Source organism: Streptomyces sp. JNUCC 64, assembly GCF_054484115.1.
This window is the reverse complement of the sequence record NZ_CM137015.1, coordinates 2,979,216-3,001,297: the sequence shown is the minus strand read 5'-3', so window position 1 is coordinate 3,001,297 and position 22,082 is coordinate 2,979,216. Positions and strand designations below refer to the sequence as shown.

The window sequence follows — 22,082 nt, the reverse complement described above, 5'->3', positions numbered from 1 at the left end:
CAGGGCGTCCAGGGCTTCGTTCGCGTACTGGACGCGGTAACCGCTCATCCGTCCCACTCCTCGGCGGGGGTGAACCCGGAGAAGTCCCCGCGCTCCAGCCGGGCGAAGGTCGCCCGGTCGGCGTCCCTGAGGTCGGGCCGGGCCTCCAGGGCCCAGTACCCGATGAACTCGGCCAGCGCGGTCTCGAACTCCGCGCGGCGGTCCTCGGGAAGAGCCGCGCGGATGTCGTCGACCGTGCTGGGCAACTCGGTCTGTTCCCCCTGGAAATACGTGGCCAGGGGCCTGCTTCCCGTCTCGCGCGGGACTTCCGGGATGCCCATGTCCTGCCTCCTCGATGGCATCGGCGATGAGCCGACGTGGATGTGACGCGAGGAGGTTACGGCGGTGGGAAGGGTTCGATCCGGCGGGACCCGGGGGCGCGTGGGGTGGTACGGAGGCGCTCGGGGGACTGTTGGAGCGCGGGTGACGCGGCTCGTGCGGGTGTGGGACGCGTGGTTCGATGGAGGGCCAGTTCCATAGGGTGCCCAGGGAGGTACAGGTGATCGATCCATCGGACGCACGACCGCCGTTCCGGCAGGTCGCGGACGGGCTGAGAGCCGCGATCACCTCGGGCGAGTACCGGTCCGGCGACCGGCTGCCGTCGGCGCGGGAGCTGGCGGGCACGTACGGCATCACCCATGTGACCGCTTCGCAGGCGGTGGCGGCCCTCAAGGCCGAGGGGCTGGTCGAGTCCCATGTCGGCCGGGGCGTCTTCGTCCGCGCTCCGGCGGTCCGGCGCCGCATCGACCGTGGCCGGGGCGTGCTGCGCGATGAACGCGGTTACTACTTCGACGCTCAGGCCCAGGACTGGGTGGCCCTGGGCCCACCCGCGCTGCACTGGGGAACGGCCCCGGGCGACGTGGAGGCGTTGCTCGGGGTCGAGGCCGACGCCCCGGTCTTCCTGCGCGACCGGAGCATGGGGCCGCCGGGAAGTGAGGTCCCTCTCCAACTGGCCACCTCGTACCTGCCCGAACCGGTCGCGAGGGGCACCCGCCTCGAAGAGCGGGACACCGGCCCGACGGGCATCTACGGCCTGATGGAGGAGGCGGGGCACGTCCTCCACTGGACCGAGGTCTGCAACGCGCGGATGCCGACTCCCCGGGAGCGCGAACTGCTGCGTCTCGGGGACGGGGTTCCCGTCCTGAGACTGCTGCGGATCACGCGCAACCAGGACGGCGTGTGCCTGGAGGTCAATGACACCCGGATGTCGGCGGAACGGTTCGAGGTGTCCTACCGCATGGACACGAGTGCGATTGTGAGCTAGCTACCTAGGTGTCATAGTGAGGTTGTGGTCACGCAGGGCCACGGGCCTCACAGCCCCCGCGCTGGAGCGGCGCCCTACCGCCAAGCAGAAACGCCGCTCCGTCCCTCGCAGGGAGGTTCCATCATGCCCTTTCCCCGTCCCGCCGGTTCGACGGCCCGTCGGCGTCGTCACCCGAAACCGGGTGCCGACGGCAGTGCGCCCCACGTCGCCGCCCCGCCTCCGCTCGTATGGGGTTCCCGGAACACGCCCGTCCCCTATGTCGCCCTGTGGAGTGAGGAGCGGGTGGCGGTGCGGACCCTCGGGGTGCGCCCGGACGGGGAGGGGCTGGGATACCGCGACGAGACCGCGTCGGACCGGGACGCCCGTCATGTGCTGTGGAGCCGGGTCACGCAGGCACCCGGGCGGGGCCGTCCGGACTTCGGATCGGTGCATCCGTTGCGCCAGCGTGACGCGATGACGCGGTTCGCGTGCCAGGTGTGCGGAGGTGAGGCGAGCCGCACGGCGAAGGGCTGGCTCTTCCTCCTGCCCGCTGCCACCGGGTCGTGCGGGCCGGAATGGCCCGAGGGGGTGCTCCACACGAAACCCCCGCTCTGCCTGCCCTGCGCCGGGACCGCTCTCAAGTACTGCCCGCACTTGCGCGAGCCGATCGCGGTGAGGGCGCGGAAGGCGCGTCCCAGCGGCGTCCTCGGAGCCTTCTACGTCCAGGGGAACGCCGACGGAACCCTCTCGTCCTCCCGGGACTGTTACCTCCCGCACGGGCACCCCCGAAGCCGGTGGTTCCTGGCCTCCCAGCAGGTGGCGGAGCTGCGCCGGTGCACACGGGTCGACCTGCGGACCGAACTGTCCCGCCCGGCTCGCGGAGCTTGATCCCGGCCGTTCCTCCCCGGTGGTCCCGCCGGGGAGGAACGGTGCGGGGCCACCGGCGCGCTCGCCGGTGGCCCCGCAACCCACCGTGACGCCCCCGCCGCCGCCGGGGGTACCGGCGCACCGGCCGGACCCGGCACGACGTGGCCCGTCCCACCCGCCCGGTACGCCCGCAGCCGTACCCATCTCTCCTCTATGCGCGTAGAGTCGAACCCCGTGCCCCGGGCGGGTGCACGGGTGTTCGCGAACCCTCGGAAGGACAGACCATGGACGTCATCTCCGTCATCCGCGCCAAGCGGGACCGCGGTGAACTCAGCGACGAGCAGATCGACTGGGTCATCGACGCCTACACCCGCGGCACGGTCGCTGACTACCAGATGTCCTCCCTGGCCATGGCCATCCTGCTGAACGGCATGAACCGTCGCGAGATCGCCCGCTGGACCGCCGCGATGATCGCCTCCGGCGAGCGCATGGACTTCTCCTCGCTGGCGCGCCCCACCGCCGACAAGCACTCCACCGGTGGCGTCGGCGACAAGATCACCCTGCCGCTCGCCCCGCTGGTCGCCGCCTGCGGCGCCGCCGTTCCGCAGCTGTCCGGACGCGGCCTCGGCCACACCGGCGGCACCCTCGACAAGCTGGAGTCCGTCCCGGGCTGGCGCGCGCTGCTCTCCAACGAGGAGATGCTGTCGGTGCTGGACGGCACCGGCGCGGTGATCTGCGCGGCGGGCGACGGCCTCGCCCCCGCCGACAAGAAGCTGTACGCCCTGCGCGACGTCACCGGCACCGTCGAGGCCATCCCGCTGATCGCGTCCTCGATCATGTCGAAGAAGATCGCCGAGGGCACCGGCTCCCTCGTCCTGGACGTCAAGGTCGGCACCGGCGCGTTCATGAAGACCCTGGAGGACGCCCGCGAGCTGGCCTCCACCATGGTCGGCCTCGGCACCGACAGCGGGGTCCGCACGGTCGCCCTGCTCACCGACATGTCCACCCCCCTCGGCCTCACCGCGGGCAACGCGCTGGAGGTCCGGGAGTCGGTCGAGGTCCTCGCCGGTGGCGGCCCCGCCGACGTCGTGGAACTGACCCTCGCGCTCGCCCGGGAGATGCTGGACGCGGCGGGCCTGCGGGACGCCGACCCGGCGAAGGCCCTCGCGGACGGTTCCGCCATGGACGTCTGGCGCCGCATGATCGCCGCGCAGGGCGGCGACCCGGACGCGGAGCTGCCGGTCGCCCGTGAGCGCCACGTGGTCACCGCGCCCGCCTCCGGCACCCTCACCCGGCTCGACGCGTACGACGTCGGCATCGCGGCCTGGCGGCTCGGCGCGGGCCGCGCCCGCAAGGAGGACCCGGTGCAGGCGGGCGCGGGCGTCGAACTCCACGCCAAGCCCGGCGACACGGTCACCGAGGGCCAGCCCCTGCTGACCCTCCACACCGACACCCCCGAGCGGTTCGCCTACGCCCTCCAGGCCCTGGACGGCGCGTTCGACGTCGCCGCCGCCCCGGTGGACTTCACCCCGACCCCGATCGTCCTGGAGCGGGTGGCCTGACAGCCCCGCCCGACCCCGAAGGGGACGGGCCACGGGCCGGACTCAGGAGGGGCGGCGCGCCACGAACAGCACATGGCCGCCGTCCCCTTCGGGCACGAACCGTTCCTCCTCCACCGTCAGCCCCGCCCCGGTGAGCCACCCCCGGCTGGTGTCCGCGTCGGGGTGGCTCCACCACATGGGGACGCCGCCGCCCAGCCAGTCCTCGTCCACTCCCGTCCAGGCGTCCCGGCCGACGGTGACGAGGAACCGGCCGCCGGGCCGCAGCCAGCCCGCGATCCTCCGCAGCAGGGGCGGCTGCTCCTCCAGCGGGATGTGGATCAGCGAGTACAGGGCGACCACCGCGTCGAAGGACTCCCCGGCGAACGAGGCCGCCGTGGCGTCCCCGACGACGAACTCCGCCCCGGGGACGAGCCGTCCGGCCCGCGCCACCTGGACCGGGCTGATGTCCACCCCGGTCACCCGGTGCCCGGCCGCCGCCAGGTCCCGGGCCACCGGCACCCCGCTGCCGCACCCCAGGTCGAGCACCCGGCTGCCCGGGGCCAGCCGGGCGAGCAGGGCGCCGATCCACTCCCGGTACTTGGTGTCGGAGTCGAACGCCTCCTCGTACCGCAGGGACAGCGCGTCGTAACCGCGCCGGACGATGTCCTTGGGACCTCCGGGACCTCCGGGACCTCCAGGACCTCCAGGACCTCCGGGGCCTCCGGGGCTTCCAGGACCTCCTGGGCCTCCGGGGTCAGCAGCGTCTCCCGGGCCACCGGGGCCACTGGTTCTCCCCGGCTCCTCCAGGTCCCCGGCCCCGCCGGGCGTCTCGTTCCGCATGCCGCCGCACGCTAGTCCGACGACCCTCGCCCCGCGACCGGGTTTCGCCCCCGCCCGCCCACCTTCGGCCACCGCCCGGTTGGTCCGGACACCTACTGGACCCTCCCGGCCCCACCCGGACACCGCCCGGATGGTCCGGACGCCCGGCCCTGCCTGGACGGTTCCGGCCCCTCCGGGCCCCTCCCGGACGGTCCCGGAGATCTCCGGCCCCTCCCGGACGGTCCGGGCACCCCGCCCGCCCGGCGGGCGTCAGCCCGTGCGCTCCGGCGACTCCGGGAACGCCGAGAAGTCGGCGGCCCGCGCGTACGCGCGGAACTCCCTCGCCTCCCGCCCCAGCACCGTCCGCACCCCGTCCGCGACCGTGGCGCTCCCGTCCGTCCGGATGTGCCCGAAGAGCTGGACGAGCAGCTCCACGATCTCCCCGGGGATCCCGGCGGCCAACTGCTCGGCGCGGTACTGGTCGTCGTCCAGCGGGACGTACCGCAGGGGCCGTCCGGTGGCCCGGGCGAGTTCCCCGACGGCCTCCTCCAGGGTCAGCGCCCGGGGGCCCGACAACTCGTAGATCCGGCCCGTGTGTCCGTCCTCGGTCAGGGTGACGGCGGCCACCTCGGCCACGTCCGCCAGGTCGACGAACGGCTCCCGCCCGCCGCCGGTGGGGACGCGCAGCTCGCCGTGGGTCAGCACGGAGGAGAGGAACCACTCCTCGGTGAAGTTCTGGGCGAACCAGGTGGGCCGCAGGATCGTCCAGTCGACCCCGGAGGCGCGCACGGCGGCCTCGGTGGCGAGCGACTCCGCGTCACCGAACTCGCCCCAGGTCCGGGCGGAGAGCAGCACCAGCCGCCGGACGCCCCGCTCGGCGGCGAGCCGGGCGAAGGCGCCGACCTCGGCGGGGGCGTCGGGACCCTGGGAGTCCACGACGTAGACGGCCCGCGTCCCGTCGAGGGCGGGACCCCAGGTGTCGGGCTCGGACCAGTCGAAGCGGGTCGCGCCCTTGCGGGAGGCGGCCCGGACGGTGTGTCCCCGCAGGGTCAGGGCGGCGGCGACCCGCCGTCCGGTCTTGCCGGTGGCGCCGAGCACCAGTACGGGAGTGGGAGAGGGGGCCGTGGAGGACTGTTCTTCGTTCATGCCTCCAGTGAAGTGCCGGACGGCCGCCGGGGCGATGTCCGTCCGACCGGGGTGGATGCGTGATCGTCCGGGGCCGGGCGGTGGGCGGTGGACGTGGACGGGGCCGGGCTCCGGGCCCGGGGTCACGAACGGCCCGCGCCCGTCCCCCGAGGGAGGGACGGGCGCGGGTGCCTGAGGAGGAGGCGGGTGGTGCCGGCACCACCCGCCACGCGCCGGACGGACGGGCGCGCGGCGGACAGTGGGTCGGACGACGTGCGGTGGTCAGACGACGTGCGGACGGGTCCGGGGACCGGTCAGAACTGGACGTCCGAGCAGGAGTAGAAGGCGTTCTCGGTGTCGTGGACGGTCCACACGCCGAGGATCAGGTGCTTGCCGGACTTCTGCGGCAGGACGCCGGAGTGGGAGACGGTCCCGCCGGGCTGACGGCCCCCGAAGGGAACGGTCAGGAACGGCACGGGCTCCAGGTCCGACCTGGTGAGCCGCTTGTTGGGGTTCCAGCCGTCCTTGGTGATGTAGTAGCGGAAGTCGGTGGTGGCGTGCCGGGCGACGATCCGCCAGTTGAAGGTGTAGCTCTGGCCCGAGCGCACCTGGGTGGCGGGCCAGTTGCCGCCGCGCGGGTCGTCCAGCTCGGAGAACCGGCCGTTGCCACCCGCGCAGATGGTGCCGTCGACGGGACCGCGGGCCGGGAAGCCCTTGTAGCCCTCGACGCTCCACGCCTCCCATTCGATCTGGCCGCAGTCCTGGACGGTGCCGTTGCCACAGAGGGCCGAACGGCTGGCGGGGGAGTCCACGTAACCGTGGCCCTGGGCGCTGCCGGTGGTGGCGAAGAGCGCGGCGAAGGCGAGGCCCGCGCCGACCAGGGTCGTGCTGAGCTTCTTGCGCATGTTCACTCCTGAGGTGGGGGTGCCTCGTGGTGCGTGGGGGAGAGGCGGGAGTCATCAGCAGGTCCGACGACGGCCTGGGTCCACCGGCAGGTTCACCGGTCCGGTCACCCAGGCGTGGTCTAGACCAGAACCCAGGGTATTTTGGCCAGTCACCCCCCTCCAACGCTGCTTTCGGCCACTCCGGAACACGGTCGAAGTACCGCGATCCCGCCCGATCCCTCGTTGAGCGTGAAACCATCCGGAGCGGTCAAGTCCGGGGCGCGGCACCGGGATCACCGCAGCCGGGGCCACCGCCGGGGGTGCCCCACCCCCGGCGCGGCGACGGCTCCGACGGCCCAGGAAGGCCCTCCCCGCCCACCGCGCCCACCTTGGCCGGACTCCACACTTGCCCTCCGGCCGGGGCGGGACGCGACCGGGGCCGGACGGCCGGGGCGCGCGCCATCGGATACGGGCGGCCGGGGCGCGCGATCAGGCGCGAACGGTCAGGTCGCGTCCGGCTGAACGTGAACGGTCAGGGCGCCGCGCGATCGGACGCGAACGGTCAGGACGCGCCCGGGGTCGCGCCCGGGACGGTGGCCGCGAACAACGTGTGGACGGTGGCGCGCACCCGCTCCGCGACGGCCTCCGGGGCGGACGCGTCGAGCTTGCCGTCCAGGTGCAGGAACGCCAGTCCGTGGACGAGCGCCCACACCGTGGTCGAGAGCGCGTCGGGGTCGCCGTGCGGAAAGGCGGCGCGGGCGGCGGTGCGCACGTACTCCCGGACGGCGGCGGTCGCGGCGGCCCGCTCCTCGTCGGCCGGGTCGCAGGGCCCGGCGAACATCACCCGGAACAGGGCGGGATGACGGAGCGCGAACCGTACGTAGGCGGTGGCGACGTCGGAGAGTTCGCCGGGGGTCGACGGCGACGGATGCGCGGCCGTGAGCACTCCGGCGAGTTCGCGGTACCCCTCGGCGGCCAGCGCGGACAGCAGCGCCTCCCGGTCCGCGTAGTGGCGGTAGGGGGCGCCGGGCGACACCCCGGCCCGCCGGGCCACCGCCCGCAGCGACAACGCGCCGCCGCCGTCCTCCTCCAGCAGCTCCCGCGCGGCCCGCAGACAGGCCGTGCGCAGATCGCCGTGGTGGTACGGACCGCTCGCCTGCGGCATGGTGGATCGCACTCCCTCGTGTATGCACTGCTTACATCAATGCTCCGATGCTCTAATGTGAGCAGTGCATACATCTTACGGGGTTCGGGAACGGGATCGAGAGGAGGACGCGGATGACCAGCGAGGTGTTCTCGCCGCTGACCCTGCGTTCCGGACGGGTACTGGGCAACCGGATCGCGAAGGCGGCCATGGAGGAGGCCATGGCGGCCCCGGGCCAGCTCCCCGGCGACGAACTGCTCACGCTGTACCGGCGCTGGGCCGGGGGCGGAGCGGGGCTGCTGATCACCGGCAACGTGATGGTCCACGCCGAGGCGCTGACCGGCGCCGGGGGCGTGGTGCTCGACGCGGCCTCGCCGCTGGAGCCGTTCACCCGCTGGTCGGAGGCGGCCAGGTCCGGCGGCGGGGCGGTCTGGATGCAGATCAGCCACCCCGGCCGCCAGGTCGCGGCCGGGATGCCCGGCGTGGTGTGGGGCCCGTCCGACATCGCCGTCGACCTGGGAGGGCGCGGCGCGCGCTTCGGCCGTCCCACCGCGATGACGCCCGAGCGGATCGCGGCCACCGTCACCCGCTTCGCGACCACCGCCCGCCGGGCCGAGGAGGCGGGCTTCGACGGTGTGCAGATCCACGCGGCGCACGGATATCTGCTGTCGCAGTTCCTCTCCCCGCTGGTCAACCGGCGCACCGACGAGTGGGGCGGACCGCTGGAGAACCGGGCCAGGCTCCTGCTGGACGTCGTCCGGGCCGTCCGCGCGGCGGTCCCGCCGTCGTTCGCGGTCGCCGTGAAGCTGAACTCCGCCGACTTCCAGCGCGGCGGTTTCGACGCGGACGACGCCCGCCGCGTGATCACGATGCTGGCACCGCTCGACGTCGACCTGGTCGAACTGTCCGGCGGCAGCTACGAGAGCCCCGCGATGACCGGCCGCCCCGCCGACGGACGCACCCGCGCCCGCGAGGCGTACTTCCTGGACCTGGCCAGGGAACTCGTCACCACCAGCCCCCTCCCGCTGATGCTCACCGGGGGCATCACCCGGCGCGACACCGCCGAACGGGTCCTCGACAGCGGCGTGGCGCTGGTCGGGATGGCCACCGCCCTGGCCGTCACCCCGGACCTGCCCCGGCACTGGCGGGACGGACAGGAGGCCGACCGGTCGCTACGGCCGGTGACCTGGTCCGACAAGACCCTGGCCTCGGCCGCGAGCATGGCGCAGGCCCGCCACCAGATGCGCCGCCTCGCCCGGGGCGCCGCCCCCCGCCCCGGAGTCCACCCGGCGCGCGCCCTGCTCACCGAACTCGTCCAGCAACGCAAGGCACTGCGCCGCTACCGCGCCTGGCTGCCCACCGCCCGGACCGCCGCCGAGGCCCTGGAGACGGCACCCGGGACGGACCCGGGAGCCGCACCGGGCACGGAGCCGGGCTCCCGGACCCCGACGGGCCGGGACGACGACCACGGCGGACGGTGACCGCGCCGGACGACGACCAGTCGCCCGGAGCCATCCCCCGACGGATGATGGTGGCCGGAGGCACCCCGGCTCGGCGCGACCGGTGCGACCGTGGGAAGCCGGAAGGAACCGGAAGAACCGAGGAAGAAGAACAGACATGACCAAGGTGCTCTTCGTGGTGTCCGCGGCGGACCGCTGGACGCTCCGGGACGGAGTGGTGCACCCCTCCGGCTACTGGGGCGAGGAGCTGGCGGTGCCGCACCGGATCTTCACCAAGGCCGGGTGGGAGATCACGATCGCCACCCCGGGCGGGAAGCCGCCCACACTGGACCGGCTCAGCATGGCGTGGACCGCCGGCCGCCCCGCCAGACTCCGCGAGGTCGCCCGCTACCTGGACGCCATCGCCGACGAACTGGCCGCCCCCCGCTCCCTGGACGACGTCGACCCGGACGCGTTCGACGTGGTGTTCTACCCCGGTGGCCACGGCCCGATGGAGGACCTGGCGGTCGACCCCGTCTCCGGCGCGCTGCTCACCCGCGTGCTGGCCTCCGGCAAGCCCCTCGCGCTGCTGTGCCACGCGCCCGCCGCCGCGTTCGCGGCCCGGAACCCCGACGGGTCGTGGCCGTTCGCCGGGTACCGGATGACCGGGCTGTCCAACGTCGAGGAGAAGTTCAACAGCTTCGGCCGCAAGGCCGTGTGGCTGCTGGAGGACCGGCTGCGCGAGAGCGGCGCCCGCTACGTCAAGTCCCGGCTGCCGCTGCGCCCCTTCGTCGTCGTGGACCGTGGCCTCTACACCGGCCAGAACCCGGCCTCGTCCGAACGCCTCGCCCGCCGCCTCGTCGCCGACGCGGGCTGACCCACGGCCCCGTGCCGACCCACGGCCCCGGTACCGACCCACGGCCCCGGTGCCAGGGACCGTCCCGGACCAGCACCCCGACCGGCCCCCGTCCCGCCCCGCCCCCGCCTCAGTCCGCCAGCAGATGCCCCCGTCGCGACAGCAGGAACCGTTTGAACGCGGCCACCGGCGGGGTGTCCGGACCGCCGCCCGCCAGCCAGGCGACGCCGATCTCCCGCACCGCGCGCGGCGCCGTCACCGACAGCTCGGCCACCCCCGGCCGGGCCACGGCGGGCGGCGGCAGCAGCGCCACCCCCAGCCCCGCCTGCACCAGCCCGCGCAGCGTCTCGGCCTCCTCGCCCTCGAACGCGACCTTGGGCCGGAACCCGGCCGCCGCGCACAGGTCGTCGGTGATCCGGCGCAGCCCGTACCCGGGCTCCAGGGTCACGAACGTCTCCTCGGCGGCCTCCGCGAGCCGGATCCGGCGGCGCCCCGCCAGCCGGTGGTCCTCCGGGACGACGAGCCGCAGCCGCTGCTCGTCCAGCCGCCGCGCCACCAGGTCCGGCGCGTCCGGCACCGGCGAGGTCAGACACATGTCCAGTTCGCCCGCCCGCAGCCGTTCCAGCATCGCCTCGCCGTAGATCTGCACCAGGCTGAACCGCACCCGGGGGTGGTCGGCGCGGAAGGCGCGGATCAGCCCGGGGACGGTCTCCGGGCCCAGGGTGTGCAGGAAGCCGAAGGCGACCTTGCCGCTCGCCGGGTCGACGTCGGCCCGCACCTCCTCGGCGGCCCGCCCGATGCCGTCCAGCGCCCGTTCCACCGAGGCGAGGAACGTCCGCCCGGCCGGTGTCAGCGCCACGGTGCGGCCCCGGCGCGCGAACAGGTCGACGCCCAGGTCCTGTTCCAGCCGGGCCATCGCCCGCGACAGCGTGGACTGCGGCACCCCGATCTCCCGCGCCGCCCGCGACACGTGCTCGGTACGGGCCACCCCGGCGAAGTACGCCAGCCGGGGCGCCAGCAGTGTGACGATGTCTTCTATGTCACCACTGGGTGACACGCGCGCCCGTGAGCTGTCCTTATGCACCATGGGAACGATTATGGACGTTCCATGCATTGGACGCATGAGAATGGCGGCCGTAGGTTCGGGTACATGCCAGCCGCCAGTACCGGGGCGGTCACCGAGTCCACCGGGCGTGCCCCGGGCCGGACAGTCGTGACCGCCGCCCCGCCCGCCGCCCCGCCCCCGATCCCCACCGCCCCCTCCTCTCCCGCCCCCCGGACCACCGTCACCACCACCACCGCCATGAACGGCGGAGGCGCGGGTGACACGGGGGACACCACGGACACGCGCCTGACGCCCGGCGGCCCCGGCTACCGCAAGATGAGCTTCGCCCTGTTCCTGGTGGGCCTCGCGACCTTCGCCCTGCTGTACTCGACGCAGTCGCTGCTGCCGCTGATCTCCACGGAGTTCGCGGTCGGCGCCGCCGACGCCAGCTGGACGGTGTCCATCGCGACCGGCGCCCTCGCCCTGTTCGTGCTGCCGCTGAGCGCGCTGTCCGACCGGTTCGGCCGCCGCACCCTGATGACCGTCTCGCTGACGATCGCCGTCGCGGTGTCGCTGCTGATCCCGTTCGCCCCCTCGCTCGGCGCGCTGATCGCCCTGCGCGCCGTCCAGGGCGCCGCCCTCGCGGGCGTCCCCGCCTCGGCCATGGCCTACCTCGCCGAGGAGGTGCGCCCCCGAGCGCTGATCGCGGCGGTCGGACTGTTCGTCGCGGGCAACAGCGTCGGGGGCATGAGCGGCCGGGTCGTCACCGGCTGGGTCGCCCAGGAGTGGGGCTGGCGGGTCGCGCTCGGCGTGCTCGGCGCACTCGCGGTGCTGACCGTCCTGGCCTTCCGCGCCCTGATCCCCGCGCCCCGGCACTTCACCCCCGCCCCGCTGGGCTTCCGTCACCTCGGCCGCACCGTCCGCGGCCACCTGGGCAACCCGCTGCTGCGACGGCTGTACCTGATCGGCGCGCTGTTCATGACGGTGTTCGGCGCGGTCTACACGGTGATCGGCTACCGGCTCACCGAGGCCCCGTTCTCCCTGCCACAGGGCGTCATCGGCTCGGTCTTCCTGGTCTTCCTGGTCGGCACGCTGTCGTCCGCCGCCGCCGGACGACTGGTCGGCAGGTTCGGCCGCCGGGGCGCCCTCTACCTGGCGGGCGGCCTCACCACGGCCGGACTGCTGCTCACCCTCACCACCTCGCTGACCGCCGTGGTCGCCGGACTGGTGCTGATCACCGGCGGGTTCTTCGCGGGCCACGCCGTCGCCTCCTCGGCGGTCAGCCGCACCGCCACCAGCGGCCGGGCCCAGGCGTCGGCGCTCTACCAGTCCGCGTACTACGGGGGCGCCAGCGTCGGCAGCACCCTCGGCGCGCTGGCCTTCCACGCCGGGGGCTGGAACGCCACCGTCCTGCTGGGCATGCTCGCGGTCGCCGGGGTCGTGGCGATCACCCTGCTGGGCACCCGCGCCGCCCGCGCCGAGGCCCGCGCGACGGCCTCCGTCACCGTCCGGGTGGCGCCCCGCCCGGTCGCGGGTCAGTATCGAGGAGTGGCCCGCCCGGCCCGCTGACCGGACGCCTTGGGGGACGGCCCCCGACGGACGCCGTCCCCAACGGGACGCCCCCTCACGCACGACGGCCCGGCCCACGCGGAAACGGACGGACGCCCGGACGGACGCCCGAACGGGACGCCCGGACGGACGCCCGGACCGAGCACCACCGGGCGGACGACCGGGCTCAACGGACCGACGGGCGACCGGGCTCAACGGACGAACCCGCAGGTCGGGCCGGACTGTCAGTGGCCTCCACTAGGTTCGTACCCGCTGGCGCCGGACCGGGCGGAGCGAACCACGCAGGGGTGGGCAGGGATCATGACGGACACGACGACGACCACGGCGACGGAGACCACGACCACCACGGCGGAAGCCCCCACGGCGGCCGTCACGGAGCCGACTGCCCCAGGGACGGACGCCCCGGGGACGGGTGCCGCGCCGACCGACCTGGACGCCCAACTGGACCGCTACCGCGTGGAGCTGACGGGCTACTGCTACCGCATGCTCGGCTCCTCCTTCGAGGCGGAGGACGCCGTCCAGGACACGATGGTCCGGGCGTGGCGGGCCTACGACAAGTTCGAGGGCCGCTCGTCGGTCCGCTCCTGGCTGTACCGCATCGCGACGAACGTCTGCCTGGACGCGCTGAACGCGGGCAACCGCCGCGCCCGCCCCATGGACCTCACCGAACCGCAGCACCACTCACGGGCCGTCCTCAAGGAACACCCCGAGCCCACCTGGCTGGAGCCCGTCCCCGACGGCCGGGTGCTGACCGGCTCGGCCGGACCCGAACAGACGGCGGTGGCCCGGGAGTCGGTGCGGCTGGCGTTCCTCGCCGCGCTCCAGCACCTGCCGCCCAAGCAGCGCTCGGTGCTGATCCTGCGCGAGGTGCTGGCCTGGCGCGCCCAGGAGGTCGCCGACCTCCTGGACACCACGGTCGCCTCGGTGAACAGCGCCCTCCAGCGCGCCCGCGCCACCCTCGCGGCGGCGGACATCCAGGACTCGGACCCGTTCGAACCCGCCGACGAGGAACAGCGCGAGCTGCTGCGCCGCTACGTCGAGGCGTTCGAGGGCTACGACATGGACAAGCTGACGGCCCTGCTCCACGAGGACGCGGTGCTGTCCATGCCGCCGTACGACCTCTGGCTGCGCGGGCAGGACGAGGTCACCGGCTGGATGCTGGGCACGGGTGCGGGCTGCCGGGGCTCGCTGCTGCTGGCGACGGTCGCCAACGGCACCCCGGCCTTCGCCCAGTACCGCCCCACCGAGACGCGGGGCCGCTACGAACCGTGGGCGCTCCAGGTCCTGGAGATCTCAGACGGCCGGATCACCGCGATCACCGCCTTCCTCGACACGGACCGCTGGTTCCCCCTCTTCGACCTCCCCCTCCACCTGGAGCGGTAGCCCGGTCAGGGCGATCAGCGACCGCAGGGCGGGGGCCGGATCACGGATGACGATCCGCCCCCCGGCCCGCCGCGCCGCGAGCTGCAACCTGGCCAGCAGCTCCACCGCCGCCAGCCCCCGCACGGCGAGCGCCCCGGCGTCGCACACGATCCGACGGTTCCCCGCCGCCGCCCCGGCCAGCCGCTCCCGCACGCCCTCGCACAGGTCGACGACGTCCCGGGGCCCCACCAGGGCGGGCAGTATCAGCACACCATCCGATTCCACGTTCACACCGGGTAGACCCGCACCCCCGACGGAACTCATCGCCCCCCGCCTCAGCCGCTGCCCACCCCACCGAGCCTCCCGCCCTTGACCCCCGCCACGAACGAGACGAAGACGGGCACGGGGACCCGGAGCGCGGGGCGCCCGGGGTCCTTGGAGTCGCGGACGGGGACGGTGCCGTGGGAGGCGGCGAAGCTGGCGGCGACCTCGACACAGGCGCCCCCGTTGCTGCTGTAGGACGACTTGAGCCACTGTGCGTCGGTTAGATCGGTGTTCATCGTGGACCCCTTCCGGGCTGTGGTGGGCTCTGGCTGGCGACGAAGGCTAAAGCGAGCTGAACCCGTCCGCCTGGACACCGGTCACGAACGCGGCGAAGGCGTGAGCGCGGAGGCTCAGAGCGGGCCCGTCAGGGTTCTTGGAGTCGCGGATGGGCACGATGCCGTGCGAAGCGATGAGGTCGGCGGCGACCTCGACGCACTGGCCGCCGTTCGAGCTGTACGAGGACTTGAGCCACTGGGCGTTGGCGAGTTCAGCGTTCATCGGGGAGTCCCTTCTGGGCTGTGGTGGGGCGCTGGGGGCTACAGCGTGCTGAACCCATCCGCTTTGACCCCGGCCATGAACGAGGTGAAGACGGGCGCGGGGACCCTGAGGCCGGGGCGGCCAGGGTCCTTGGAGTCCCGGACGGGGACGGTGCCGGTCGCGGAGGCGTACGCGGGCGCCCACTCGACGCAGTTGCCGCCTTGCTGACTGTAGGAGGACTTGAGCCACTCGATGTCATTGAGGTCGACGCTCATCGTGGACTCCTTCCGGGCTGTGGTGGGCTCTGGCTGGCGGCGAAGGCTAAAGCGAGCGGAACCCGTCCGCCTGGACACCGGTCACGAACGCGGCGAAGGCGTGAGCGCGGAGGCTCAGAGCGGGCCCATCAGGGTTCTTGGAGTCACGGACGGGCACGATGCCGTGCGAAGCGATGAGGTTGGCGGCGACCTCGACGCAGGCGCCCCCGTTGTCGCTGTAGGACGACTTGAGCCACTGTGCGTCGGTCAGATCGGTGTTCATCGTGGACCCCTTCCGGGCTGTGGTGGGCTCAGGCTGGTGACGAAGGCTAAAGCGAGCTGAACCCGTCCGCCTTGACTCCCGCCACGAACGAGGCGAAGACGGGCACGGGGACCCGGAGCGCGGGGCGGCCGGGGTCCTTGGAGTCGCGGATGGGGACGGTGCCGGTCGCGGAGGCGCACATGGGCGCCCATTCGACGCAGGTGCCGCCGTTGTCGCTGTAGGAGGACTTGAGCCACTGGGCGTCGATCAGATCGGCGTTCATCGTGGAACCCCTTCCGAGCTGCGGTGACAAGAAGACGAGAGCCCCGCCGCGTTCCGGTACGGGAGGTGCGGCAGGGCTCGTTGTCGTGCGGTGGGACTGTGGCTCCAGATGGCGCCAGGGCTAGCGCGTGCTGAACCCGTCCGTCTTGACGCTGGTCACGAACGAGGTGAAGGCGTGGACGGGGAGGTGCAGGACGGGGCCGCTCTGGTCCTTGGAGTCGCGGACGGGGACGGTGTCGGTCGCGGACGCGGGCGCCCACTCGACACACTGACCGCCGTTGCCGCTGTACGAGGACTTGATCCAGTTGAGGGGTTCGGACGTGGTCATCACGGGGTGCCCTTTCGTGCCTCATTGATCATGGCGACGGAATCCGTCTGGGGGAGCGCGTACTTCTGTAGCTGATAGTAGAACGAGAGCGTGGGTCCCACGAAGCGGCTGTCCCGCTCCAAGTGGCCCCGATGGGCGCTCTCGGCGTAGGACAGCACCGACCGGTCCGGCAGCGTCAGGATCGTTACGGGGAGGTTGAAGGGCCGACGCTCCCCCATGGTGAACGGGGCGACCTGGATCATGGTGTTCGGCTGCTCCGCGAGCGCCAACAGTTGGTCGTACTGGGTCCGCATGATCGCGGGGCTGCCCACCTGTCGGCGGATGCAGCTCTCGTCTACGACCGCATGGATCAGGGGCCTTGGCGCCCGGTCGATCGCGGCTTGCCGGGAGGCGACTATGTCGACCCGTTCCTGGGCTTGCTCGGGCGTGATCGCACCCCGCAGCACGCTGTGCTCTTCGATGGTTGCCGCGTACTCCCTGGTCTGGAACAGGCCAGGGATGACACCCACTTCGTACAGCCGGATCTCAACGGCCCGTGCCTCGTAGCTGATGAGCCCCGGGAAACCTTCCAGAAGCGCGCCGTACTTCATGCTCAGCCACTCACGTTCGAACGCCTTTTCAGTTCCCGTGAGCCCCAACACCGAATCCGCCGAGCGGCAGAACGGCAAAGTCGCAATCTTTAGTCCAGTTTCCACGTGTGAAACCTGTGTCGGCGAGTACCCCATCAGCTCACCCAGCTCTCGCTGCTTCCAGCCGCGCTGCTCCCGCGCCCGGCGTAAACGCGCTCCTAGGGCTGCCTGAGGGCTTGCGTCCGGATTTAGTTCCTTCTGGTTACCCATGCGCTAGCGCTCCCAATTTGTTTGCGGGATCTCCTAGTTGAACCGAGTCGCACTCTAGGCCAACCTGAGTTGCCCCTGGTAGCGCTTCAGCTACAGAGAGGAGCGGCTGTGTCGGGTCGATGCTCTGGTGACCTGGGGAAAGATCCCCCTCAACTCACAGTCGGTGAACTTGCGTTCGACACTCAAAAGAAGGTCATGGGGGTGGTCATGGATATCACCTGGGGTCCGGTTTACCTCCGCCCGCTGCGGGGCGGGGTCGAGTGGACGGCGCGTCGCGAGGACGTGCGCCCGGCGACGATCTTGGACCAAATCCGACCCGCGCTCAACGAGTTGAACCTTCGTAGCAGTCGGGGAGGTGTGTAGGGATGGGCGGGAGGTTTCGTCGTATCGAGTGGAGCCTGAGTCGGTTGGAGTCCTGGGGGGTGAGTGCGTATGCGCAGTGCGTTTCCGGTTCGCCCCCGTGCGACGCGATCCCGCCGCCCGGCCCGGAGTTCCGTACGGCCGAGGGGGCGACGCGGTGGATGGAGGTCCATTTCCGCGAGACGGGACACCGTCGCTACGACCGGGCGTTGTTCGAGACGGTGCAGTGGGACCCTCCGGAAGGCGTCGACGTCGACCCGCGTACCGTCCCGGGGGCCACGACGTGAGCGCACCCGATGAACAGCCGTACCGTTACCGGGCGCAGGTGGTGGCGGAGTGGTCGTCGGTGTACGGGGACTGGGACACCCGGATGAGTCTCGGAACGTTCACGAGCCCGTACCCCGGAAGGGCCCTGCGCTGGCTGCGCAAACAGGCGGTCCGCATCGCCGACGGACTCGACCCGGACCCGGACACCGGCCCCATCCACCCCACGGCCCTCAACGCCATCGAGTTCCCGGACCACGAGTCCCCCGGCGACGCCCCCACCCGCCTCCGCGCCTGGGCCCTCCACGAAGACCACGCCCCCGCGATACACCGCCTACGGGCCGGGGGAACCGTCCGGATCATCGCGGCGGAGCACGGCGAACGGTACGTCCTCACCGTCCGGACCGACACCGGCACCGACACCGCAACCGGGACCGGGACCGGGACCGAGCACTGAGCCGGAGCGCCGCGCGTCGCGTCCGAGCCGCTGACCTCCCCCTGCCCCGCTGACCTGCCGCCCGGCAGGGGGAGCACCACTCATCATCACCACCGCACCCCCCAACCTTGACACAGTGACAAGGAACCACCATGCCGCCGGACAATGAACCACCCCCGCCACGAAGGCCGTTCCCCGGAATCACCGTGCTGGAACTGGAGATCGCGGGAAGCTGCACCCGCCACTGCGCGCACTGCCTCTCCGAACCGGAACCCTGGGCCGTCCCCGGCACAATGACCCCCGACGACTGGCACCGTGCCATCACCGACGCCGCCACCCTCCACATCCCCCACCTCCGGCTCATCGGCGGCGAACCGACCCTCCACCCCCACTGGACCGACTTCGCCGGACGGGCCCTCTCCCAGGGCCTGACGGTGGAGCTGTACACCGACCTGGTCCACGTCCACGACAAGTGGTGGGACCTGCTCACCCGCCCCGGAATCGGCGTGACGACGGGCTACCACAGCGACAGCTCCACACAGCACGACCACCTCACCGGACACCTCGACAGCCACAGCCGGACCCGCCGCAACATCCGCGAAGCGGTCCAGCGGGGCGTCCGGCTCCGGGCCCGCGTCACGGACACCTTCCCGGGCCAACGCATCCGCTGGGCCAGGTCCGACCTGAAGTCGATGGGCGTCACCCGCGTCACGGTCGACCGCTACCAGACCGGAGGACGCACCCGACTCCCCGGCCCGGAACTGGACGAGACCTACGCCCACCACGCCCGGGGCCGCGCCACGATCCACCCCAACGGCAACCTCATCGGCTGCCCGCTCACCCGCGACTTCCCGCCGGGCAACGTCCAGCAGACCCCGCTCGCCACCCTCCTCGGCACCCCCCACCGAGCACTTCCCTGACCCGGAAACACAAACGCCTCAGGTGGACCGCGCGAACGGTCCACCTGAGGCTCCGCCAACCAGCTTCACAGGAGCTGACCGACGTATGCACGATCGTATCGCCCGCACCCTCGTACGGCTGCTGGCCCACCTCCCCCTGACCCGCCGCCCCCACCCCGGCCGCCACACAGCCAAACACCTCACCACCCCCGCCCCATCCACCTCTGCCTCCGCCCCCACCCCCGAACCGGACCCGGACCCATGGCGCCGCCCCTGGACGGGCCCCAGCTCGGCCGAAGCCCTGGCGATCTTCCGATCCGAAGAAGCCCAAGCCCTCCCTCTGGAACACCGCGAACGCTTCTACGCCACGGCCTTCGCGGAACGCGGCTACGACTACCTCCCGCGAAGCACCCGCCTCTGCCCCCACCCAGCGACCCCGACTCCGGGAAGGGCCGCATGATCCGCGACGCCCTCCTCAACGACCCACCCACCGAAACGGGCGCCCACTGCTACGTCTGTGGCCGCTGGACCACAGCCCCCGTCATCCTCGGCCACACCACTCACCACGACCCCACCAACACCACCACCGAATCCACCACCCACCACACCTGCCCCCACCACATCACCACCCCCACAACCCCCCACCAAGCCCCCCACCCCACCAACTAACCTCCGCCCCACCCCTTCTCCCACTGCAACGACGACCGCCCCACCCCCCCCACCGGACACCACCCCACCACTCGCACGGTTCACCTCCCGCTCCCGAACCGCCTGTACCACCGGCCACCCTGACCGAGCGCGGCCTGTGAGGTGGCGAGGTTGTTGCGGCTGGTGAGGGTGTCGGGGTGGTCGGGTCCAAGGGTGAGGGTGCGGTCGTCGAGGGTCTGCCGGTGGAGGTCGACGGCTTCCTGGTGTCGGCCGAGTCCGTTGAGGGCGAAGGCGAGGTTGTTGCGGCTGGTGAGGGTGTCGGGGTGGTCGGGTCCAAGGGTGAGGGTGCGGTCGTCGAGGGTCTGCCGGTGGAGGTCGACGGCTTCCTGGTACCGCCCGAGTCCGTTGAGAGCGGCGGCGAGGTTGCTACGGCTGATGAGGGTGCTGGGGTGGTCGGGTCCGAGGACGCGGGTGCGGTCGTCGAGGGTCTGCCGGTGGAGGTCGACGGCTTCCTGGTCTCGACCGAGATGGCTGAGGGCGGCGGCGAGGTTGCTACGGCTGATGAGGGTGCTGGGGTGGTCGGGTCCGAGGACGCGGAGGCAGTCGTCGAGGCCCTGCCGGAGGAGGTCGGCGGCTTCCTGGTACCGGCCGAGGTTGTTGAGGGCGGCGGCGAGGTTGTTGCGGCTGCTGAGGGTGCTGGGGTGGTCGGGTCCGAGGACGCGGAGGCAGTCGTCGAGGGCCTGCTGATGGGGGTCGGCGGCTTCCTGGTACCGGCCGAGGTTGTTGAGGGCGGCGGCGAGGTTGCTACGGCTGGTGAGGGTGCTGGGGTGGTCGGGTCCGAGGACGCGGAGGTAGTCGTCGAGGTTCTGCCGGAGGAGGTCGGCGGCTTCCTGGTACCGGCCGAGGTGCCACAGCGTGGCGGCGAGGTTGTTGCGGCTGGCGAGGGAATCGAGGTGATCGGGTCCGAGGAACCGGGGAAAGGCCGAGGCCGTGTACTGGCTGAGGACCAGGGCTTCGGCGTCGACCCGTCGCTCGCTGAGCACCCCCTGCAGTGCCAGCAACTGGCGCAGAAGGCCGATGTCGTTGCTGTTGCCGGAAAGCGCGGCGACGGCGGCGCTGTGACGGGCGAGGTACCGGACGGTGGGGTCATCGCTCAGCTCACCGCCGACGATGGCGTCGATCGTCCAGCTGATGCGGCTGGCGAGGGCGTGGTGCCAGACGGCGGAGGCGTTCTCGTCCTGGGGAACGGTGAGGGCGGTGACCTCGCGGACGAGGGGGTGGAGGACGACGAGCCCCGGCACCGGCTGCCCATCGGCACCGACAGCCACTTCGAGCAGCCCGTAGGTGTGCAGCCCGTTGATCGCGGCCTCGACTGCCACGGGCGTGGCGGGAAGCCCCGTCGCCTCGGTGACGAGTTCCGGAGTGACACAGGACAGGAAGGGCACGGGAGCCGGGGCGAGCAGGGAGAGCAGCCGCAGGACAGGGCGGGCGAGGGCGTTGCCGTCGGCTTCGAGCTGGTCGAGGGAACGTTCCCAGGTGCGCCCCACGATGGTGCGCGCGACCTCGGGATCGTTCGCACGGGGATGCTCGGTTCCCAGGAGCGCGCCGAGTTCCTCGTCGAGAGCGGCCTGGTAGGCGGCGAAGGTCCGGTAGCGACTGCCAGGAGCGGAGAGGTACCGGGCGGCGGCTTGCAGGGCGAGCGGGAGACCGCCGAGCCGTTCCGACAGCGACCGGGCCTCCGTCAGGTCCCCCGCCTTGGGTACACGGTCGTGAAGGACCAGCCCGCCGTCCTGTTCGGGTAGCGGGTCCAGCCGGATCAGGTGGGCGCCGCCGCCCCAGACAACCGGATCGGTGACCCGGCTGGTGACCAGGAGCAGACCGGTCGGGCTGGGACGGAGCCAGCCACGGTACTCGTGCACCGGACCCGAACCACGGGTGAGGGCGTCGGGATCGTCGAGGTTGTCCAGGACGATCAACCACCGCCCCGCCCGGGTGAGATGCGCCCAGACGGTGTCCGCGAGGCTGACCCGCCCCGCCCGCGCGGCTTCGAGATCCTCCTCCGGAAGCCCGCAGGCGACGGCGACCTGGACCATCCGTTCGGCGAGCTCGTCCACGGTGCGCCAGCTGATCCAGAACACCGGTGTGCCCCGGTCCGCCATGCGCTGGGCGAGCGCGGTCGCGACGGTGGTCTTGCCCATGCCACCGGCCCCGGTGACGACCGCGAACCGCTCTGCCGCCGGACCGGCCCCCCGCGACAGCCGCCACCACCCCGCACGGGGTCCGTCGAGCAGCCGTTCGAGGTCTGCGACCACGGCGTCACGTCCCCGCACCGCCCGCCGAGGTACCGGCGCGGCCAGCGAATCGGTGGCCCCCGCGACGATCCGGCCCACCGCCACGGGCCGGCCCACCGGGCCACCCGAGTTCGCGTCCAGCCGCCGCCCCCACACCTGGAGCACCAACGTCGCCACCGCGAGCGTCCCGAAGACGCTCCAGAGGATCAGCGGTTCCTCCGCCCACTTCGGTACCGAGGCGGTCACGTAGTTCGTCACCACCGCCAGGGCCACCATCACCCCCGCCCCGCTACCCGTGATGTACGACCCCCGACGCGCACTGCTGCCCCGCACGGCTCCCCCTCCAGACACTCGCGCACCCCAGCATGCAGCGCCCCGCACCCCGTCGCCACCCACTCGGGCGGAAGTGGATAGCGGCGACTCGCCACTGAACGAAAGCTGTTCGCCCGCACCCGGACCGACCTCGTGTCCAACACCCACCAAGA

26 protein-coding genes are annotated in these 22,082 nt (G+C 72.5%); 11 read left to right on the top strand and 15 right to left on the bottom strand.

Annotated elements, in window-relative coordinates:
* Positions 1 to 44: 44 nt before the first annotated feature.
* Positions 45 to 320, bottom strand: a complete 276-nt coding sequence (locus ACVWNX_RS12175) for a hypothetical protein (protein WP_454413935.1) — start codon at positions 318 to 320, stop codon at positions 45 to 47.
* A 218-nt stretch (positions 321 to 538) separates the two neighbouring features.
* Here ACVWNX_RS12175 and ACVWNX_RS12170 point away from each other — a divergent pair, with 218 nt between their 5' ends.
* The 3 genes from ACVWNX_RS12170 (at position 539) to ACVWNX_RS12160 (ending at position 3,711) form a co-directional block, all read left to right on the top strand.
* Entirely contained in the window at positions 539 to 1,303 is a 765-nt protein-coding gene (locus tag ACVWNX_RS12170) for a GntR family transcriptional regulator (RefSeq protein ID WP_454413934.1), read from the top strand.
* A gap of 282 nt (positions 1,304 to 1,585) precedes the next feature.
* Positions 1,586 to 2,170 carry a hypothetical protein gene (locus tag ACVWNX_RS12165; protein ID WP_454413933.1) on the top strand — a complete coding sequence of 195 codons (585 nt, stop codon included), beginning with the start codon at positions 1,586 to 1,588 and terminating at the stop codon, positions 2,168 to 2,170.
* 263 nt (positions 2,171 to 2,433) lie between these two features.
* Positions 2,434 to 3,711, top strand: a complete 1,278-nt coding sequence (locus tag ACVWNX_RS12160; RefSeq protein WP_454413932.1) for a thymidine phosphorylase — start codon at positions 2,434 to 2,436, stop codon at positions 3,709 to 3,711.
* A 42-nt stretch (positions 3,712 to 3,753) separates the two neighbouring features.
* Here the strand turns inward: ACVWNX_RS12160 and ACVWNX_RS12155 are convergent, their stop codons facing one another.
* The 4 genes from ACVWNX_RS12155 to ACVWNX_RS12140 all read right to left on the bottom strand — a co-directional run bounded on the left by ACVWNX_RS12155 (position 3,754) and on the right by ACVWNX_RS12140 (position 7,683).
* Complete coding sequence (locus ACVWNX_RS12155) at positions 3,754 to 4,530, bottom strand: class I SAM-dependent methyltransferase (RefSeq protein ID WP_454413931.1); 777 nt, start codon at positions 4,528 to 4,530, stop codon at positions 3,754 to 3,756.
* A gap of 249 nt (positions 4,531 to 4,779) precedes the next feature.
* Complete coding sequence (locus ACVWNX_RS12150) at positions 4,780 to 5,655, bottom strand: NAD(P)H-binding protein (RefSeq protein WP_454413930.1); 876 nt, start codon at positions 5,653 to 5,655, stop codon at positions 4,780 to 4,782.
* Positions 5,656 to 5,948: 293 nt separating this feature from the next.
* Complete coding sequence (locus ACVWNX_RS12145; protein ID WP_454413929.1) at positions 5,949 to 6,539, bottom strand: lytic polysaccharide monooxygenase auxiliary activity family 9 protein; 591 nt, start codon at positions 6,537 to 6,539, stop codon at positions 5,949 to 5,951.
* Between the two features lie 541 nt (positions 6,540 to 7,080).
* Positions 7,081 to 7,683 carry a TetR/AcrR family transcriptional regulator gene (locus tag ACVWNX_RS12140; protein WP_454413928.1) on the bottom strand — a complete coding sequence of 201 codons (603 nt, stop codon included), beginning with the start codon at positions 7,681 to 7,683 and terminating at the stop codon, positions 7,081 to 7,083.
* Positions 7,684 to 7,796: 113 nt separating this feature from the next.
* Here ACVWNX_RS12140 and ACVWNX_RS12135 point away from each other — a divergent pair, with 113 nt between their 5' ends.
* The gene (locus ACVWNX_RS12135; protein WP_454413927.1) at positions 7,797 to 9,143 is read left to right on the top strand and encodes an NADH:flavin oxidoreductase/NADH oxidase family protein; all 1,347 of its coding nucleotides are present in this window, start codon (positions 7,797 to 7,799) and stop codon (positions 9,141 to 9,143) included.
* A gap of 136 nt (positions 9,144 to 9,279) precedes the next feature.
* Positions 9,280 to 9,978, top strand: coding sequence for a type 1 glutamine amidotransferase domain-containing protein (locus tag ACVWNX_RS12130; RefSeq protein WP_454413926.1), 699 nt, complete (start codon positions 9,280 to 9,282; stop codon positions 9,976 to 9,978).
* 109 nt (positions 9,979 to 10,087) lie between these two features.
* On the opposite strand, the gene ACVWNX_RS12125 is transcribed toward ACVWNX_RS12130, so the two are convergent.
* Positions 10,088 to 11,044 (bottom strand): LysR family transcriptional regulator, encoded by a 957-nt coding sequence (locus ACVWNX_RS12125; RefSeq protein WP_454413925.1) that lies wholly within the window; start codon positions 11,042 to 11,044, stop codon positions 10,088 to 10,090.
* A 63-nt stretch (positions 11,045 to 11,107) separates the two neighbouring features.
* Here ACVWNX_RS12125 and ACVWNX_RS12120 point away from each other — a divergent pair, with 63 nt between their 5' ends.
* On the top strand, positions 11,108 to 12,571 hold the full coding sequence (locus ACVWNX_RS12120) for an MFS transporter (RefSeq protein ID WP_454413924.1): 1,464 nt from the start codon (positions 11,108 to 11,110) through the stop codon (positions 12,569 to 12,571).
* Positions 12,572 to 12,871: 300 nt separating this feature from the next.
* Positions 12,872 to 13,954 (top strand): sigma-70 family RNA polymerase sigma factor, encoded by a 1,083-nt coding sequence (locus ACVWNX_RS12115; RefSeq protein WP_454413923.1) that lies wholly within the window; start codon positions 12,872 to 12,874, stop codon positions 13,952 to 13,954.
* On the opposite strand, the gene ACVWNX_RS12110 is transcribed toward ACVWNX_RS12115, so the two are convergent.
* The 8 genes from ACVWNX_RS12110 to ACVWNX_RS12075 form a co-directional block, all read right to left on the bottom strand.
* On the bottom strand, positions 13,865 to 14,203 hold the full coding sequence (locus ACVWNX_RS12110; protein WP_454413922.1) for an STAS domain-containing protein: 339 nt from the start codon (positions 14,201 to 14,203) through the stop codon (positions 13,865 to 13,867). The two genes, ACVWNX_RS12115 and ACVWNX_RS12110, sit on opposite strands and share 90 nt — an antisense overlap.
* A gap of 65 nt (positions 14,204 to 14,268) precedes the next feature.
* Positions 14,269 to 14,493: a DUF397 domain-containing protein gene (locus tag ACVWNX_RS12105; protein ID WP_454413921.1), complete on the bottom strand. Its 225-nt coding sequence runs from the start codon at positions 14,491 to 14,493 to the stop codon at positions 14,269 to 14,271.
* 46 nt (positions 14,494 to 14,539) lie between these two features.
* On the bottom strand, positions 14,540 to 14,755 hold the full coding sequence (locus tag ACVWNX_RS12100) for a DUF397 domain-containing protein (protein ID WP_454413920.1): 216 nt from the start codon (positions 14,753 to 14,755) through the stop codon (positions 14,540 to 14,542).
* 38 nt (positions 14,756 to 14,793) lie between these two features.
* Positions 14,794 to 15,009, bottom strand: coding sequence for a DUF397 domain-containing protein (locus ACVWNX_RS12095; RefSeq protein WP_454413919.1), 216 nt, complete (start codon positions 15,007 to 15,009; stop codon positions 14,794 to 14,796).
* A gap of 46 nt (positions 15,010 to 15,055) precedes the next feature.
* Positions 15,056 to 15,271, bottom strand: a complete 216-nt coding sequence (locus tag ACVWNX_RS12090) for a DUF397 domain-containing protein (protein ID WP_454413918.1) — start codon at positions 15,269 to 15,271, stop codon at positions 15,056 to 15,058.
* Between the two features lie 46 nt (positions 15,272 to 15,317).
* Positions 15,318 to 15,533 carry a DUF397 domain-containing protein gene (locus tag ACVWNX_RS12085; RefSeq protein ID WP_454413917.1) on the bottom strand — a complete coding sequence of 72 codons (216 nt, stop codon included), beginning with the start codon at positions 15,531 to 15,533 and terminating at the stop codon, positions 15,318 to 15,320.
* 120 nt (positions 15,534 to 15,653) lie between these two features.
* The gene (locus tag ACVWNX_RS12080; protein ID WP_454413916.1) at positions 15,654 to 15,860 is read right to left on the bottom strand and encodes a DUF397 domain-containing protein; all 207 of its coding nucleotides are present in this window, start codon (positions 15,858 to 15,860) and stop codon (positions 15,654 to 15,656) included.
* Positions 15,860 to 16,699: a helix-turn-helix domain-containing protein gene (locus ACVWNX_RS12075; RefSeq protein ID WP_454413915.1), complete on the bottom strand. Its 840-nt coding sequence runs from the start codon at positions 16,697 to 16,699 to the stop codon at positions 15,860 to 15,862. Before ACVWNX_RS12075 ends, ACVWNX_RS12080 begins: the two co-directional genes overlap by 1 nt.
* A gap of 643 nt (positions 16,700 to 17,342) precedes the next feature.
* Between ACVWNX_RS12075 and ACVWNX_RS12070 the strand changes: the two genes are divergently transcribed.
* The 4 genes from ACVWNX_RS12070 to ACVWNX_RS12055 all read left to right on the top strand — a co-directional run bounded on the left by ACVWNX_RS12070 (position 17,343) and on the right by ACVWNX_RS12055 (position 19,327).
* On the top strand, positions 17,343 to 17,780 hold the full coding sequence (locus ACVWNX_RS12070) for a hypothetical protein (RefSeq protein WP_454413914.1): 438 nt from the start codon (positions 17,343 to 17,345) through the stop codon (positions 17,778 to 17,780).
* A gap of 131 nt (positions 17,781 to 17,911) precedes the next feature.
* Positions 17,912 to 18,679, top strand: a complete 768-nt coding sequence (locus tag ACVWNX_RS12065; RefSeq protein WP_454413913.1) for a radical SAM protein — start codon at positions 17,912 to 17,914, stop codon at positions 18,677 to 18,679.
* 85 nt (positions 18,680 to 18,764) lie between these two features.
* Positions 18,765 to 19,118, top strand: coding sequence for a hypothetical protein (locus ACVWNX_RS12060; protein WP_454413912.1), 354 nt, complete (start codon positions 18,765 to 18,767; stop codon positions 19,116 to 19,118).
* Entirely contained in the window at positions 19,115 to 19,327 is a 213-nt protein-coding gene (locus ACVWNX_RS12055; protein ID WP_454413911.1) for a hypothetical protein, read from the top strand. The genes ACVWNX_RS12060 and ACVWNX_RS12055 overlap by 4 nt, the downstream gene beginning before the upstream one ends.
* An 80-nt stretch (positions 19,328 to 19,407) precedes the next feature.
* On the opposite strand, the gene ACVWNX_RS12050 is transcribed toward ACVWNX_RS12055, so the two are convergent.
* Positions 19,408 to 21,930: a tetratricopeptide repeat protein gene (locus ACVWNX_RS12050; protein ID WP_454413910.1), complete on the bottom strand. Its 2,523-nt coding sequence runs from the start codon at positions 21,928 to 21,930 to the stop codon at positions 19,408 to 19,410.
* Positions 21,931 to 22,082 lie beyond the last annotated feature (152 nt).

What these genes read in the sequence shown, in the direction of transcription:
- ACVWNX_RS12130 (WP_454413926.1), top strand. Translation starts at nt 9,280, where the DNA reads ATGACCAAGGTGCTCTTCGTGGTGTCCGCGGCGGACCGCTGGACGCTC.
- ACVWNX_RS12150 (WP_454413930.1), bottom strand. Translation starts at nt 5,655, where the DNA reads ATGAACGAAGAACAGTCCTCCACGGCCCCCTCTCCCACTCCCGTACTG.
- ACVWNX_RS12140 (WP_454413928.1), bottom strand. Translation starts at nt 7,683, where the DNA reads ATGCCGCAGGCGAGCGGTCCGTACCACCACGGCGATCTGCGCACGGCC.
- ACVWNX_RS12090 (WP_454413918.1), bottom strand. Translation starts at nt 15,271, where the DNA reads ATGAACACCGATCTGACCGACGCACAGTGGCTCAAGTCGTCCTACAGC.
- ACVWNX_RS12105 (WP_454413921.1), bottom strand. Translation starts at nt 14,493, where the DNA reads ATGAACACCGATCTAACCGACGCACAGTGGCTCAAGTCGTCCTACAGC.
- ACVWNX_RS12060 (WP_454413912.1), top strand. Translation starts at nt 18,765, where the DNA reads ATGCACGATCGTATCGCCCGCACCCTCGTACGGCTGCTGGCCCACCTC.
- ACVWNX_RS12075 (WP_454413915.1), bottom strand. Translation starts at nt 16,699, where the DNA reads ATGGGTAACCAGAAGGAACTAAATCCGGACGCAAGCCCTCAGGCAGCC.
- ACVWNX_RS12100 (WP_454413920.1), bottom strand. Translation starts at nt 14,755, where the DNA reads ATGAACGCTGAACTCGCCAACGCCCAGTGGCTCAAGTCCTCGTACAGC.
- ACVWNX_RS12155 (WP_454413931.1), bottom strand. Translation starts at nt 4,530, where the DNA reads ATGCGGAACGAGACGCCCGGCGGGGCCGGGGACCTGGAGGAGCCGGGG.
- ACVWNX_RS12080 (WP_454413916.1), bottom strand. Translation starts at nt 15,860, where the DNA reads ATGACCACGTCCGAACCCCTCAACTGGATCAAGTCCTCGTACAGCGGC.
- ACVWNX_RS12175 (WP_454413935.1), bottom strand. Translation starts at nt 320, where the DNA reads ATGGGCATCCCGGAAGTCCCGCGCGAGACGGGAAGCAGGCCCCTGGCC.
- ACVWNX_RS12145 (WP_454413929.1), bottom strand. Translation starts at nt 6,539, where the DNA reads ATGCGCAAGAAGCTCAGCACGACCCTGGTCGGCGCGGGCCTCGCCTTC.
- ACVWNX_RS12125 (WP_454413925.1), bottom strand. Translation starts at nt 11,044, where the DNA reads ATGGTGCATAAGGACAGCTCACGGGCGCGCGTGTCACCCAGTGGTGAC.
- ACVWNX_RS12135 (WP_454413927.1), top strand. Translation starts at nt 7,797, where the DNA reads ATGACCAGCGAGGTGTTCTCGCCGCTGACCCTGCGTTCCGGACGGGTA.
- ACVWNX_RS12120 (WP_454413924.1), top strand. Translation starts at nt 11,108, where the DNA reads ATGCCAGCCGCCAGTACCGGGGCGGTCACCGAGTCCACCGGGCGTGCC.
- ACVWNX_RS12095 (WP_454413919.1), bottom strand. Translation starts at nt 15,009, where the DNA reads ATGAGCGTCGACCTCAATGACATCGAGTGGCTCAAGTCCTCCTACAGT.
- ACVWNX_RS12055 (WP_454413911.1), top strand. Translation starts at nt 19,115, where the DNA reads ATGATCCGCGACGCCCTCCTCAACGACCCACCCACCGAAACGGGCGCC.
- ACVWNX_RS12085 (WP_454413917.1), bottom strand. Translation starts at nt 15,533, where the DNA reads ATGAACGCCGATCTGATCGACGCCCAGTGGCTCAAGTCCTCCTACAGC.
- ACVWNX_RS12160 (WP_454413932.1), top strand. Translation starts at nt 2,434, where the DNA reads ATGGACGTCATCTCCGTCATCCGCGCCAAGCGGGACCGCGGTGAACTC.
- ACVWNX_RS12065 (WP_454413913.1), top strand. Translation starts at nt 17,912, where the DNA reads ATGCCGCCGGACAATGAACCACCCCCGCCACGAAGGCCGTTCCCCGGA.
- ACVWNX_RS12115 (WP_454413923.1), top strand. Translation starts at nt 12,872, where the DNA reads ATGACGGACACGACGACGACCACGGCGACGGAGACCACGACCACCACG.